This is a genomic window from Pseudomonas sp. StFLB209 (genome assembly GCF_000829415.1).
GTDB lineage: Bacteria > Pseudomonadota > Gammaproteobacteria > Pseudomonadales > Pseudomonadaceae > Aquipseudomonas.
The window spans coordinates 853,052-866,921 of the sequence record NZ_AP014637.1 but is presented as its reverse complement, the minus strand read 5'-3'; the positions used below and the strand labels follow the sequence as shown (position 1 = coordinate 866,921).

Genomic DNA, 13,870 nt, shown 5'->3' with positions numbered 1-13,870 from the left:
TGCGTTGATCAGTGATTCACCGCCGCTGCGGTGGCCACGGAAAAATCCAGAAAGCTCAGGCCGGTGTCCGGGTCTTGCTCAGGCAGGTCGTGATGTTGATGACCGCCCAGAGCGCAATAGACCAGCCAGCGGCGGTCGTGGACATTGAAGGCCAGGCCGTCGATAAGCTCCTGCTGCTCATCGCTTTGGGCGATGAGGTAGAGACGGTCCTGATTGTTGGCGTGCAGCATGTCGACTCCAGAATGTACGGGCGTTCCCTGCAAAATGCCTGGCAAGTGCCAGGCTCCGTTTTGAAGGGCCATACAATGGCGTGGCTGGATGACAAGCCGGTGACAGCGGAGCAGAAAATGGCAGCCTCCGGGCGGCTGCCATTGAGCCTCAAGGCAGGGCCAGACCGGCCTTGATCCGGTACTGATTGCGCACCGGAGTCGCATATTGCTGGATCAGATACGGGCGATGCTCGGCAGGGCAGCCTGCCAGGCGCGTTTCCCACTCAGCTTTGGCCTTGGCCAGTTCTTCGGCGCCAAACAGCTCATGAGCCTGCGGCACGCTGAGGCTTGCGTCGCGCTCGCTCCACTGCGCCCAAGCCAGGTAATGCACCGGGAACAGCCGGTAACCGGTAAGAATCTGCCGGTCGATTTCTGCGGCCAGTTGTTTGGTGTCTTCGAACTGGTCGCTGATCGGCGGCGCGAAGTTCACATGCACCCGGCCTTTGTAGCCGGTAATGCCCAGGGCAATGCTGATGTCGTCTTCGCCCGGGGTCTTGGCGTAGCTGCCAGTGGTGGCACGGATGTACAGCTCACGGGCCTTGGCCTGGTCGCACGGGTCGTACTCGTAACTGATCGATACCGGGCTAAGATTCAAGGAGCGAATCACCTCACCGAACGGCTCGTCCTTGCGGCTCATGTGGAACATCTTGAGGATTGCCGACTCGGTACGGTCGTCGCCGTCCTTGGCCCGCCCTTCGGCCTGCGCGATCCAGATTGACTGGGTATCGTGAGTGATCGAATGGTTGATATAGGCCGACAGCAACTGGTAGGCAGCCATCTTTTCGCGGCGGCCGCTGATCGAGCGGTGCACGATGAAGCTTTTGTTCAGGCGCATCAGGTCGCTGACGAACGGCTTTTGCAGCAGGTTGTCGCCAATGGCGATGCGCGGCGTGGGCAGGCCGGCGTGATACACCGCATAGTTGACGAAGGCCGGGTCCATCACGATGTCGCGGTGGTTGGCCAAAAACAGATAGGCACTGCCGGACTTGAGCTGTTCAACGCCGGCGTAGGTCACGCCGTCGGTGGCGCGCTCGATGGTGTGATCGACGTACACCTCGATCTTGTCCTGCAGGGTCGCCACCGAATTGATGCCGGCGAACTCCTTGCGCAGTTTGCGGGCCAGGGCCGGTTGCAGGAACCAGCCGAAGGTGTTGGCCAGGCGCGGAAAGCGGAACTTGGTCAGGGTCGCGAGGAAGGCCTTGTCGCTAAGCAGACGCGCCAGTACAGCAGGCACCTCGGCGTCGTCATAAGGTCGGATGGCATCAAATTCGCCCATCATGCTCTCTTGTAGGGGGTGGGAACGGATACAGGTATGAAAAGGCTGGTCTGAAATAAACAGATAGCAAAATCCGGATTCAAAAAAGGATCAGCCTTCGAACGGACGCTGATTATACGCAAATCTTACGGAGCAGACCTGATGCAGGAATTACAGAGTTATGACTGCCCCTATTGTGGCGAGCCGGTCGAGACGCTGCTGGATCTTTCTGGTGGTGATCAGCAGTACATAGAAGATTGCCAGGTGTGCTGTCGGCCGATTGTTTTCGACCTGCGCACTGATGGTGAGCACTGGAGTCTGGATGTGCGCAGCGAGAATGAATGATGCAGCGAATCTACGAACCTGAGCATTTGCTGGAAGGGGAGCTGCTATTGGCGATGCTGGCCAGCGAGGGCATCGAGGCGCATATGACCGGCCGTGACCTGCTCGGTGGGGCAGGGCATCTGCCGGTCAGCGGCCTGCTGGGCATTGTGGTCTGCGATGAACAGGTGCAACAGGCACTGCAGCTGATCAATGCGTACAATGCCGCCTTGCCTGTCGACGCTGACGAGCCCGACAGTTTTCCTGATGTACTGGTGTGCTGAACTATGTGTGGACGCTATGCCCTGTTTCGCTGGAATCGTGACTTTGCCGCCATACCGGGGTTTCCATCCGATCAGCAGCCACAGTGGAACATCTCCCCGACGCAATGGGTCTTGATGCTGCGTGCCGATGAACAGGGCGCTCCTACCCTGGCGCGCGCGCGCTGGGGGCTGACGCCGGCCTGGCTGACCGATTTGAGCCGCACCCCGGCCCATGCCCGCGCCGAAACCGTGGCCGAGCAGCCGATGTTTCGTGAGGCGTTTTCTCAGCGGCGCTGCCTGCTGCCGGCCAACGGCTTCTATGAATGGCGCGGCAATGCCCGCAAGCAGCCCTTCTGGCTGACGCCCGCCGAAGGCTCTTCGCTGTTTTTCGCGGCCATCTGGGAACGCTACCCGGTGCAGGAGCAGGAGTGGCTGAGCGTTGCGGTGGTCACTCAGCCGGCCATGGATCAGCGCCGGCCGCTGATACTCGACGAAGACGGCCAGCGCGCCTGGCTAGACCCGAAGACCCCGGAGCACGTCTTGCAAGGCTTGCTGGCTGCGCGGCAGACGCAACTGCGCGAGCGGCCGCTGGCCAACCTGATCAATGATCCGGCTCTGAATGGGCCGCAGTGCCTCACGCCTCTCTAGCTTTCAGACCTTGAACTGATTGATCAACCGCCGTTGCTGCTCTGCCAGGCGGATCGGGTCGGTGTCGTCCTGACGCGGCACCACCGGGCGCGTGCGGCCGGGCGTTTGGGTAACATCCCGGCCTTGTACCTGCCGCGTTGCGGCGTGGATGGCGCTGTTGAGGGCCAGCAGGTTGGCCTGGTCGGCAAGGTTGCGCATCCGGGGGCGAAGGGCGTCAGCATTGACGTCTGTGTGTGGCAGGCGCTGTATCAGGTTCATGGCATCAGCGATGCCCTCATGGCGGTCGGCTTGTTGCTGTGGGCGGCGCGCGACCCTGCTGGCGGCCAGCCAGATCAGCAGCAACCCTGCCACACCGGGCAGCAGCCCGACCAGGCTGCTACCGGGCAACGCCGCTATGCCTAGCGTCAGTGTGCCTGTCAGTGACGCGATGGAAAACCGGATCGACTTGCGCTTCATGGCAACTCCAGACCGAACAGCCCCGTTCTTTAGCGGGTGTCCACAAAATGGCTGCACTCGGCAATACGGCGTTCGCCTATTTTGTAAACACCCTCTTAGTACTATCGCCCGCTGCCGGAAAATCATGAAGCCTGGCCGACGACGAACCCTGGCAGCATGATCCAGCAAGTCTGTTACAGGCCAGGGAACTATCGGGCGTTTTTTGCGGACCAAGGGGCGATTGGCGGAGCGCTGGCGCACAAGCTCTGTACGGCCTAGGATGACCGCCAAGCCTGTAAGGAGAGTTACGTGATGCGTCAGTCTTTTGCCATTTGCGCCGTTGGCGCTGCCGTACTGCTGGGCGGCTGCCAGGCAGTTAACACCACCACCGGTGACTCGGTAGGGGTAGAGCGCAAGCAGTACATGTTCAGCATGCTGTCGACCGAAGAGGTCAACAACATGTATGCCCAGTCTTATCAGCAGACGGTCGGTGAGGCCTCAAGCAAGGGCGTGCTGGATACCACCAGCAGCAATGCCAAGCGCGTGCATGCCATCGCTGACCGGCTGATCGCCCAGGCGCCGAAGTTGCGTGCCGATTCGGCGCAGTGGCAGTGGGAAGTGAATCTGATCAAAAGCGACGAACTCAATGCCAACTGCGGACCGGGCGGCAAGATCATTTTCTATACCGGGCTGATCGAGAACCTTAACCTCACTGACGATGAGATCGCAGCCGTTATGGGCCATGAAATCGCCCATGCCCTGCGTGAACATGGCCGCGAGGCGATGTCCAAGGCCTATGGTGTGGCGATGGCCAAACAGGGCGCTGGCGCGTTGCTGGGGTTGGGCCAGGACAGCCTGGCGCTGGCCGATACCGTGGTCAATTACAGCCTGACCCTGCCCAACAGCCGCAGCAACGAAAATGAAGCCGACCTGTTGGGCCTGGAATTGTCGGCCCGCGCCGGTTACAACCCCAACGCGGCGATCACGCTGTGGCAGAAAATGACCCAGAAGGCCGGCGGTTCGACGCCGGAATTCATGAGTACCCACCCGGCCTCGCAGAACCGCATTGCCTCGCTGCAGGCGGCAATTCCCAAGGTCATGCCGCTTTATGAGCAAGCGAAGAAGTCCTGAGTACTACAGCCAGCCGCTGATCTGCATCGCCTTGTACACCGCAACCAGCGCCATGACCAGAAAGGCGCTGGCTGCCAGGCGACGAATCAGGGTCAGGGGCAGTTTCTCGGCGGCGAAATTACCGGCCAGCACCACCGGCACGTTGGCGATCAACATGCCGAGGGTGGTGCCCAGAATCACCAGCCACAGGTAGCTGTACTGGGCCGCGAGCATCACCGTGGCGATTTGGGTCTTGTCGCCGATTTCGGCGATGAAGAAGGCAATCAGGGTGGTCATGAACGGGCCGAACTTGCGCGCGGTACTGGTTTCGTCATCGTCCAGTTTGTCTGGTACCAGGGTCCACAGCGCCGTGGCGGCAAAGCTGGCAGCCAGGATCCAGTGCAGTACGACATCCGAGAAAAACTGCCCGACCCAGGCGCCTACGGCACCTGCTGCGGCATGGTTGGCAAGGGTCGCAGCGACGATACCGGCAATGATCGGCCAGGGTTTGCGAAATCGTGCGGCAAGGATCAGCGCCAACAGTTGCGTTTTGTCGCCTATTTCGGCGAGAGCCACGATGGCGGTGGGGATAAGAAGAGATTCCAGCATCAGGTTTCCAAGGGCGGGTCGACACGGCTAATGACACGTACAGCCTCCCCGCCCTGGGTAAGGTTGTGCGTGTCATAGGTCTTGTCAAACCCTGCTCCGTCTGACGCGGATTGCGGGTCGCACGCACCATGGCCTGCGGGCCAAGTATGTTGATGCATGCCGGACGAGCCGGTGGCTCGCGGGAGACTACTCCCCTAGGACGGAGCGGATTCTGCCTAGCTCGCACGGTTTGGGCAAGCGCTTATTTTCAGTTGCGTCTGGCGCGATAAATCCGAAAACCATCGCCCTCGGCCAGGGTTTCACAGGCGCCGACATGCTCCTCGATCAGAGGTTGGTAGCGCAGGAAACTATTGGCGACCAACCGAAGTTCACCGCCTTTTCGCAGATGTAACCGGGCTTTTTTCAGCAAGTTTTCCGAGGCTTTATAGTCGGTATGCACGCCGGTATGGAACGGCGGGTTACTGAGGATAGTATCGAGCCCGTCCGGGGCGGCATCGATACCGTCGCCAGTGATGATTTGTGCCTGCAGGCCATTGGCGGCAAGGGTCAGCGCGGAGCTGGCAGTGGCAAACGCGTCGACATCCAGCATGACCACTTCAAGGGCCGGGTTGCGACGTTTGACCGCAGCGCCGAGCACGCCTGCGCCACAGCCGAAGTCCAGCAACGAGCCCTCTGGCAGGTTAGCCAGATGCTTGAGCAGCAGTGCGCTGCCGCGGTCGAGTCGGCCATGGCTGAATACGCCCGGCAGGCTGACAACGTTCAGCACGCCGTCCTCCAGAGCGACTTCAAAGGTCTTCGCCAGGCTGTTCAGCGGTTTGGCTTGTGGTGCATGTTCAACGGTCACCTGCCAGAGCTGGCAATGACGTGCACTGTCGAGCTTGCGCGGTTTGCCCAGTGGGTGCAGTTGTTTGGCAGCCGCTTCGATCCCGCCGCGTTTTTCGCCGATCAGGAACAGATCCTTGCCGCTCAGGCGTGCTGCCAGGGCGTTGAGCAGGTAGTCGCTGAGGTCCCGGGCCTTGGGCAGAAACACCACGGCGGCATCGAAGTCCGCTGCCGGCGGCTCGACTCCGAAATGCAGGCGCCCGGCAAAGCGACCCTCCAGCGCGGCCATGTCACCGGCATGCCAGCACCAGCCCTGCGCATTCGGCAGTTTGCCGAGCAAGTCGTCGGCCGGCAGCCCGGCCAGCAGCAGATTGCCCTGAAACAACTCGGCCTGGCGAAGAATCACCTCACTGCGCGGGTCCATGTCCTGACTCCTGAAAAAAGGGCGCAGTTTAACAGCGCCGCAGGCGCTAGCCGCAAGCTTCAAGCCATAAGCTGCAAGTGCCGTTGCCGTTGCCGTTGCCGTTGATCTTGATCTTCGAGCCGAGATGGCACAGACGACGCAAATCGCGACTTGGGTGCTGGCCGAGGGTAGGCGTCGATTTGGGGGAGAAACCAGCAGGGAAGCTGGTTTCAGGTGCGCTGGGCAGGACCCCCATCGCGCCGGCCCCCGAATCGGCGCCGGACGGAGGGACGTCTGCCCGCAGGGCAGACCCAAACCAGGAGCAAGCGGTTTTCCCCGGTTCTGCCAAGACAAAATCGGATCGCCCAGCAGGGCGAAACCTGCAGTTCAGACAACTCGATCAGGGATTTTCCATCGCTCGAAAGAGCATCGCCGATAAGCCAACGTCCTACGCGACAACCCGCAGCGGTGCACCAGTAAAGAACCCGCGGGCATTTTCGGCGATCTGTTCAACGATCCGTTGCCGCGCTTCGCGGGCGCCCCAGGCGCTGTGCGGGGTGATGATCAGGCGCGGAATGTCGCCCGCCAGCAACGGGTTGCCATTGACCGGCGGCTCGACACTGAGCACGTCAGTGGCCGCACCGCCCAGGTGGCCATTACGCAAGGCATCGGCCAGCGCCTGTTCATCAATCAGCCCGCCACGTGCCGTGTTGACCACCAGTGCATGAGGCTTGAGCAGGCCCAGTTCGTGGGCGCCGAGCATATGCCGGGTGTGCTCGTTGAGCGGGCAGTGCAGGGTCAAAGCATCGACCTGCGGCAGCAGCTCATGCAATGGCAGGCGGTCGGCACGGGCCGGCCTGCCGGGCAACTGGCCGCTCAGTACCCGCATGCCGAAGGCTTCGGCCAGGCGCGCCACCGCACCGCCCAGTTCGCCGTGGCCCAGCAGGCCGAGGGTCTTGCCTTGCAGTTCGACGATCGGGAAATCCAGCAGGCAGAACTGCGAAGATTGCTGCCACGCCCCTTGCTGTACAGCGTTCTGGTAATCCGGCAGACGTGTCGCCAGAGCGAGCAGCAACAGCAGGGTGTGCTGCGCCACCGATGGCGTGCCGTAGCCTTGGCAGTTGCATACGCTCACCCCGTGTTCACGGGCCGCTGCCAGGTCGACGTTGTTGGTGCCGGTGGCGGCGACCAGGACCAGTTTGAGCTGTGGGCAGGCGGCAAAGGTTTTTGCGTCGATCAACACTTTATTGGTAATCGCCACCTGTGCATCTTGCAGGCGTTCGATCACCTGGTCAGGGGTGGTGCTGGCGTGCAGGATCAGATCGGCAAAGCTGTCGCGCAGGATACCAAGGTCCAGATCGCCCAGATCCAGTGAAGTGTGGTCGAGAAAAACTGCTCTGCCGTTATTACTCATCAGCTGTACCTTCCGTGTCGGGGTTGAGGGTTGTAGTGTTACCAATCTTTTCTATCACACGCTGCGCCTGGCGCTGGCGGTTTTGTTCGTTGGAGCGCTGCATGTACTGGACCGAGTTTCTCACCGTTGCCCTGATTCATCTGCTGGCGGTTGCCAGTCCCGGTCCGGATTTCGCCGTCGTGGTGCGCGAGAGCGTGGCCCATGGACGCAAGGCTGGAACCTGGGCCGCGTTGGGCGTCGGTTCGGCGATTTTCCTCCACGTGGGCTATTCGTTGCTGGGCATCGGCATCATCGTGTCTCAGTCGATCGTGCTGTTCAATGCCCTGAAATGGGCGGCGGCGGCCTACCTGCTGTACATCGGCATCAGGGCCTTGCGCGCCAGACCGGCCAGTGCCTCGGCCGAGCCATTGGCGGCCGGTGCCGTGCAACGTTCGGCACGCGGCGCCTTCGTCAGCGGCTTTGTCACCAACGGCCTCAACCCCAAGGCCACGCTGTTTTTCCTGTCGCTGTTCACCGTGGTCATCGATCCGCACACGCCGCTGCCGGTGCAGGGCGGTTACGGCGTGTATCTGGCGATTGCTACCGCGGCCTGGTTCGTCATGGTCGCGCGACTGTTCAGCCAGGCGCGGGTGCGCGCTGGCTTTGCGCGCATGGGGCACTGGTTTGATCGTGCGATGGGGGGCGTACTCGTGGCCCTTGGGGTCAAGCTGGCGTTCACCCAGAGCCAATGACGGGTATTGGTCGATAAATCGTCCCTTTGACTGATGCACACTGGCGAGCAAGCGCTCTAGCGTCCATATTGGATCTTCGCCTGTGAACTCTGGAAAGGGACTCTTATGTTGCAGACTCGCGTTCTGGCGCCCGCTGAAGGCGCCTATCGATATCCTCTGTTGATCAAAAGCCTGCTGCTTTCCGGCACTCGCTATGAAAGAACCCGCGAGATCGTATACCGCGACCTGGTCCGCTACACCTATCCGACCCTCAATGAGCGCGTGCGCCGCCTGGCCAATGTCTTGACCGAGGCCGGCGTCAAGGCCGGCGACACCGTGGCAGTCATGGATTGGGACAGCCATCGTTATCTTGAGTGCATGTTCGCCATCCCGATGATCGGCGCGGTGGTGCATACCATCAACGTGCGTCTGTCCGCGGAGCAAATTGTCTACACCATGAATCACGCCGATGACCGGCTCGTGCTGGTCAACAGCGAATTCGCCGCCTTGTATCAAGGGATTGCCGGGCATCTGACCACGGTGGAGAAGACCCTGTTGCTGACCGACACGCCGGATCAGCCCGTCGAGCTGCCAGGCCTGATCGGCGAGTACGAAGCGTTGCTGGCAGCGGCCAGCCCGGAGTACGACTTCCCGGATTTCGACGAGCATTCGGTGGCCACCACCTTCTACACCACCGGCACCACCGGTAACCCCAAGGGCGTGTATTTCACCCACCGGCAACTGGTGCTGCACACCATGGGCGTGGCAGCGATCATGGGCAGTATCGACAGTGTGCGGCTGCTGGGCACCAATGATGTGTACATGCCCATCACCCCGATGTTCCATGTGCACGCCTGGGGCGTGCCCTATGCCGCGACCATGCTCGGGGTCAAACAGGTCTATCCCGGACGTTACGACCCTGAGTTTCTGGTCCGGCTGTGGGAAACCGAGAAAGTCACCTTCTCACACTGTGTGCCGACCATCCTGCAGATGTTGCTCAATGCCAAGTCGGCCAAGGACAAGGACTTTGGCGGCTGGAAGATCATCATCGGCGGCAGCTCGCTGAACCGTAGCCTGTATCAGGCAGCCAAGGCCAAGGGCATACAACTGACCGCCGCCTATGGCATGTCGGAAACCGGGCCGCTGATTTCCGTGGCGCATTTGAACGAAGAGCTGCTGGCCAGCAGTGATGACGAGCAGATCCGCTTCCGGATCAAGGCCGGTGTGCCGGGCATGCTGGTGGAGGCCGCGATCGTCGACGAACAGGGCAATTTCCTGCCGGCTGATGGCCAGACCCAAGGTGAACTGGTGCTACGCGCACCTTGGCTGACTGAGAATTACTTCCGTGAGCCGGAAAAGGGCCTTGAGCTGTGGGCCGGCGGGTGGTTGCACACCGGCGATGTCGCCACCCTCGACGGCTTTGGCTTCATCGATATTCGTGACCGGATCAAGGATGTGATCAAGACCGGCGGCGAATGGTTGTCATCCCTGGCCCTTGAAGACCTTTGCAGTCGCCATGCCGCCGTGCGTGAAGTGGCGGTGGTCGGCATTCCTGACCCGCAATGGGGCGAGCGTCCGTTTGCCCTGATCGTTGCCCATGAAGGGCAGCCTATCGATGCCGCGCTGCTCAAGGCGCACCTTACGCCGTTCGTTGAGCAGGGGCATATCAACAAATGGGCGATTCCGCAGCAGATTGCCGTGGTGCCGGAAATCCCCAAGACCAGCGTTGGCAAACTCGACAAAAAACGTATGCGTCTGGATATCGTCGAATGGCAAAGCAGTAATAGCGTTTTGCTGTCTACACTCTGAGGTCGAATGCCTGTCGTCTGTATCAAGGGCGGCAGGCATTCTGTCTGGCCAGCCACACGCGTGGCTTGCCAAATTGCCAAAACCAGCCATTCTCCCCGAAGCCTGTCACGCTGTCGGGCGGGAATGGGCGGGCCAGAGAGTCTGATGCCCTAAATCACACTTTAGAGTGATCAAGCATTACAGACGGCTGGCTATAGTCGGCACAGGGGATCTGGCATCAAAGCGCAACGGCGTGGTGGAGCCCACGCCAGACCTACGCGCTGCCACTCGGATATGTCTGGAGCACCGAGTCGTTTTCGAAGTCCCTCTTGCCATAAAAATAAAAGCACATGGAGTAGCGTTGATGACTACAGCAACCCCGTTCTGGCGCAGGGCCAGACTGCCTTTGGCGGTCAGCCTCGCCTCTACGCTCGCTGGCCCCGCGTTCGGTGTCAGTTTCAATATTGGCGAAATCGAAGGCAGCTTCGACTCCTCGCTTTCGGTGGGGGCAAGCTGGTCGACCGCCAGCCCCAACAAGAACCTGATCGGTGCCAATAACGGCGGGCGTGGCCTGTCCCAGACTTCCGACGACGGCCACCTGAACTTCAAGCGCGGCGAGACCTTTTCCAAGGTCTTCAAAGGTATCCACGACCTGGAGCTGAAATACGGGGACACCGGGGTCTTCGTGCGTGGCAAGTACTGGTATGACTTTGAGCTCAAGGACGAAGGCCGCGAGTTCAAGGACATCAGCGACTCCAACCGCAAGGAAGGCGCCAAGTCGTCTGGCGCACAGTTGCTCGATGCCTTTATCTACCACCGTTACTCGATTGGCGATGAGCCTGGCACGGTGCGGTTCGGTAAGCAGGTGGTCAGCTGGGGTGAAAGTACCTTCATTGGTGGCGGCATCAACAGCGTGAACCCGATCGACGTTTCGGCGTTCCGCCGGCCCGGTTCCGAGGTCAAGGAAGGCCTGATTCCGGTCAACATGTTCTACCTGTCGCAGGGCATTACCCAGAATCTGTCCGTCGAGGGCTTCTATCAGCTGGAGTGGGACCAGACCGTAGTGGATAACTGCGGTACCTTCTTCTCTCAGCCGGATGTGATCGCCGACGGCTGTAACAATAACCTGGCAGTGCTGCGTAGCCGTAATGGCCTGAACGCCGGGCTGGCCGCATCGGGCCTGCCAGCAGCAGCCCGCGGCGCGATATTCAACTCGTTGGCCCAGCAGGGCGTGCTGTTCGGATCGCCCGACGAAGGCGCCATCGTGCGGCGCGGTCCGGATCGCGATGCCCGCGACAGCGGCCAGTTCGGCTTTGCCGTGCGTTACAACTTCGAGCCACTGAACACCGAGTTCGGTGCCTACATGATGAACTACCACAGCCGTGCGCCGATCTTCAGCGGTCGCGGTGGTGCGCCGTCATCCTTCAGCGCCTCCGGCCTGGTCGGCTCGCTGGTGGGCAACGGTATTCCGCTGGCCACCGCCACGGCGCTGGCTCCGACCCTGCTGCCTGTGGTGGTGGCGGGCAACTCCAGCTACTACGTCGAGTACCCCGAAGACATCCGCCTGTATGGCTTGAGCTTCTCGACCTCGTTGCCTACCGGCACGGCGTGGAGCGGTGAAATCAGCTACCGGCCCAACGCGCCGGTGCAGATCAACACCACTGACATCCTGTATTCCGGGCTGTCGCCGCTCAACCCTGATGTGTCAGTGCTGACCGGTCGGCCCAACACCGACCAGCCGGGTTACCGGCGCAAGGAAATCACCCAGCTGCAGACCACCTTCACGCACTTCTTCGACCAGGTAATGGGCGCCGAGCGTCTGACCGTGGTGGGCGAGGTGGGCTGGACCCACGTCGGCGGGCTGGAGAGCACCTCGAAAATCCGTTATGGCCGCGACCCGGTGTACGGGCCTGGTCCGCTGCCACGCGGTCAGTGCGGCATTCTCAACTCGGGTACTCTGACTGGTGCTGCGCAAAACAACCTGAGCCGTTACTGCGAGAACGACGGCTTCACGACCAGCAACTCGTGGGGCTACCGCGCCCGGGCGATCTGGGACTACAACAACGTCTTCGCCGGGGTCAACCTCAGGCCCAGCGTTGCCTGGTCGCATGACGTCAAAGGCTACTCGCCAGGTCCTGGCGGCAACTTCGAGGAAGGTCGCAAGGCGGTCAGCCTTGGTCTGGATGCCGAATACCAGAACACCTACACCGCAAGCCTTTCCTACACCAATTTCTTCGATGGCAAGTACACCACGGTCGACGACCGCGACTTTGTGGCACTGAGCTTTGGTGTGAACTTCTAAGAATCGGTATTTCAGGACGACGAACATGAAAATGACCAAAGGTCTGTTGCAAGCCAGTGTGCTGGGGCTGTCGATGCTGGCGACCGGGGTAATGGCGGCGGTATCGGAATCCGAAGCCGCCAAGCTGGGGACCAGCCTGACTCCCTTGGGCGGGGAAAAGGCCGGTAATGCCGACAACAGCATCCCGGCCTGGAGCCCGATGCCGACCAATGCCGGGGCCATCGATGGCAAGGGTTTCCTGGCCAACCCTTATGCCAGTGAAAAGCCGCTGTTCACCATCACCGCGAGCAATGTCGAGCAGTACAAGGAAAAACTCGCGCCGGGGCAGTACGCGCTGTTCAAGCGCTATCCGCAGAGCTACAAGATTGTGGTCTACCCCGGCCACCGTGGCGCGACGGTGCCCGATTCAGTCGCCGCTGCGGCCAAGCGCAATGCCACCAACGCGAAGTTGACCGCTGGCGGCAACGGTCTGGAGAACTTCCAGACCGCCATTCCGTTTCCGATCCCCGCCAGTGGCGTCGAGGTGATCTGGAACCACATCACCCGTTATCGCGGTGGTGCCGTCAAACGTCAGGTCACTCAGGCCACTCCGCAGCCCAACGGCTCTTACTCGATCGTCAAGTTCAGTGACCAGTTCGTGTTCCGTGACCAGATGAAGGGCACCGGTATTTCCGAGAACATCCTGTTCTACTTCAAGCAACAGGTCACCGCGCCTGCGCGGCTGGCCGGTGGTGTGCTGCTGGTCCACGAGACCATCGACCAGGTCAAGGAACCACGCATGGCGTGGGTGTACAACGCCGGTCAGCGGCGTGTACGCCGGGCGCCGGAGGTTTCCTACGATGGTCCGGGTACTGCGGCCGATGGCACCCGGACCTCGGACAACCTGGACATGTATAACGGTGCGCCGGACCGCTACGACTGGAAGCTGGTAGGCAAGCAGGAGATGTACATCGCCGCCAACAGTCACAAGCTCGATGACACCTCGCTCAAGTACGACGACGTCATCAAGGCCGGGCACATCAATCAGGACCTGGCCCGCTATGAGCTGCGTCGGGTCTGGCATGTCACGGCAACCCTGAAATCCGGCCAGCGGCATATCTATGCCAAACGTGACTTCTTCATTGATGAAGACACCTGGCAGGCTGCGGTCATCGACCACTACGACGGTCGTGGTCAGTTGTGGCGGGTGGCCGAGGCTCATGCCGTCAACTACTACGACAAGCAAGTGCCGTGGTACGTGATCGAAACCCTGTACGATCTGCAGTCCGGCCGTTATATGGCGCTGGGCATGAAGAACGAAGAGCGTCGCGCCTACGAGTTCGGCTTCGAGGCCAGCGCCAGCGAATTCAGCTCTGGCGCCCTGCGTCAGGACGGTGTGCGCTGAGCATCTGAACGTTCGCTGTGATCAAGCCCCCGTCAGGGGGCTTTTTCATTGGCGGCGCAGACGTTTTTTAATCCTTGTAGGAATTTTGTTACGAATCTTTAGGGTATGTCCTTCAAAAGCGCTCAAGCAGCCGTTAG

The 13,870-nt window shown here is 60.9% G+C and carries 14 protein-coding genes and 1 riboswitch; of the genes, 8 read left to right on the top strand and 6 right to left on the bottom strand.

Going from position 1 to position 13,870, the window contains the following annotated elements:
• Positions 1 to 8: 8 nt before the first annotated feature.
• Together PSCI_RS04035 and PSCI_RS04030 are read right to left on the bottom strand one after the other, a co-directional pair.
• On the bottom strand, positions 9 to 230 hold the full coding sequence (locus PSCI_RS04035; protein ID WP_045483122.1) for a hypothetical protein: 222 nt from the start codon (positions 228 to 230) through the stop codon (positions 9 to 11).
• Between the two features lie 148 nt (positions 231 to 378).
• A complete protein-coding gene (locus tag PSCI_RS04030; RefSeq protein ID WP_045483120.1) occupies positions 379 to 1,548 on the bottom strand; it encodes a 1-acyl-sn-glycerol-3-phosphate acyltransferase in 1,170 nt (389 codons plus the stop codon).
• Positions 1,549 to 1,686: 138 nt separating this feature from the next.
• Between PSCI_RS04030 and PSCI_RS04025 the strand changes: the two genes are divergently transcribed.
• Genes PSCI_RS04025 through PSCI_RS04015 form a run of 3 tightly spaced genes read left to right on the top strand, consistent with a single transcriptional unit; the run spans position 1,687 to position 2,756 of the window.
• Positions 1,687 to 1,869, top strand: a complete 183-nt coding sequence (locus PSCI_RS04025) for a CPXCG motif-containing cysteine-rich protein (protein ID WP_045483118.1) — start codon at positions 1,687 to 1,689, stop codon at positions 1,867 to 1,869.
• A complete protein-coding gene (locus PSCI_RS04020; protein WP_045493784.1) occupies positions 1,869 to 2,129 on the top strand; it encodes a putative signal transducing protein in 261 nt (86 codons plus the stop codon). The genes PSCI_RS04025 and PSCI_RS04020 overlap by 1 nt, the downstream gene beginning before the upstream one ends.
• 3 nt (positions 2,130 to 2,132) lie before the next feature.
• Positions 2,133 to 2,756, top strand: a complete 624-nt coding sequence (locus PSCI_RS04015; RefSeq protein ID WP_045483116.1) for an SOS response-associated peptidase — start codon at positions 2,133 to 2,135, stop codon at positions 2,754 to 2,756.
• A gap of 3 nt (positions 2,757 to 2,759) precedes the next feature.
• On the opposite strand, the gene PSCI_RS04010 is transcribed toward PSCI_RS04015, so the two are convergent.
• Complete coding sequence (locus PSCI_RS04010; RefSeq protein WP_045483114.1) at positions 2,760 to 3,212, bottom strand: methyl-accepting chemotaxis protein; 453 nt, start codon at positions 3,210 to 3,212, stop codon at positions 2,760 to 2,762.
• Positions 3,213 to 3,503: 291 nt separating this feature from the next.
• Between PSCI_RS04010 and PSCI_RS04005 the strand changes: the two genes are divergently transcribed.
• Positions 3,504 to 4,322 carry a M48 family metallopeptidase gene (locus PSCI_RS04005; RefSeq protein ID WP_045483112.1) on the top strand — a complete coding sequence of 273 codons (819 nt, stop codon included), beginning with the start codon at positions 3,504 to 3,506 and terminating at the stop codon, positions 4,320 to 4,322.
• A gap of 3 nt (positions 4,323 to 4,325) precedes the next feature.
• Here PSCI_RS04005 and PSCI_RS04000 read toward each other — a convergent pair whose 3' ends face one another.
• The 3 genes from PSCI_RS04000 to PSCI_RS03990 form a co-directional block, all read right to left on the bottom strand.
• Positions 4,326 to 4,910 carry a TMEM165/GDT1 family protein gene (locus PSCI_RS04000; protein WP_045483111.1) on the bottom strand — a complete coding sequence of 195 codons (585 nt, stop codon included), beginning with the start codon at positions 4,908 to 4,910 and terminating at the stop codon, positions 4,326 to 4,328.
• 86 nt (positions 4,911 to 4,996) lie between these two features.
• Positions 4,997 to 5,118: riboswitch (yybP-ykoY riboswitch) on the bottom strand.
• 39 nt (positions 5,119 to 5,157) lie between these two features.
• Entirely contained in the window at positions 5,158 to 6,156 is a 999-nt protein-coding gene (locus PSCI_RS03995; protein ID WP_045483110.1) for a class I SAM-dependent methyltransferase, read from the bottom strand.
• Between the two features lie 427 nt (positions 6,157 to 6,583).
• Complete coding sequence (locus PSCI_RS03990; RefSeq protein WP_045483108.1) at positions 6,584 to 7,549, bottom strand: 2-hydroxyacid dehydrogenase; 966 nt, start codon at positions 7,547 to 7,549, stop codon at positions 6,584 to 6,586.
• Positions 7,550 to 7,650: 101 nt separating this feature from the next.
• On the opposite strand from PSCI_RS03990, the gene PSCI_RS03985 reads away from it, so the two are divergent.
• The 4 genes from PSCI_RS03985 to PSCI_RS03970 all read left to right on the top strand — a co-directional run bounded on the left by PSCI_RS03985 (position 7,651) and on the right by PSCI_RS03970 (position 13,733).
• Positions 7,651 to 8,280 (top strand): LysE family transporter, encoded by a 630-nt coding sequence (locus tag PSCI_RS03985; RefSeq protein WP_045483107.1) that lies wholly within the window; start codon positions 7,651 to 7,653, stop codon positions 8,278 to 8,280.
• Positions 8,281 to 8,385: 105 nt separating this feature from the next.
• The gene (locus PSCI_RS03980) at positions 8,386 to 10,068 is read left to right on the top strand and encodes a fatty acid--CoA ligase (RefSeq protein WP_045483106.1); all 1,683 of its coding nucleotides are present in this window, start codon (positions 8,386 to 8,388) and stop codon (positions 10,066 to 10,068) included.
• A 343-nt stretch (positions 10,069 to 10,411) separates the two neighbouring features.
• The gene (locus PSCI_RS03975; RefSeq protein ID WP_045483104.1) at positions 10,412 to 12,349 is read left to right on the top strand and encodes a DUF1302 domain-containing protein; all 1,938 of its coding nucleotides are present in this window, start codon (positions 10,412 to 10,414) and stop codon (positions 12,347 to 12,349) included.
• A 25-nt stretch (positions 12,350 to 12,374) separates the two neighbouring features.
• Positions 12,375 to 13,733: a DUF1329 domain-containing protein gene (locus PSCI_RS03970; RefSeq protein WP_045483101.1), complete on the top strand. Its 1,359-nt coding sequence runs from the start codon at positions 12,375 to 12,377 to the stop codon at positions 13,731 to 13,733.
• Positions 13,734 to 13,870: the final 137 nt, after the last annotated feature.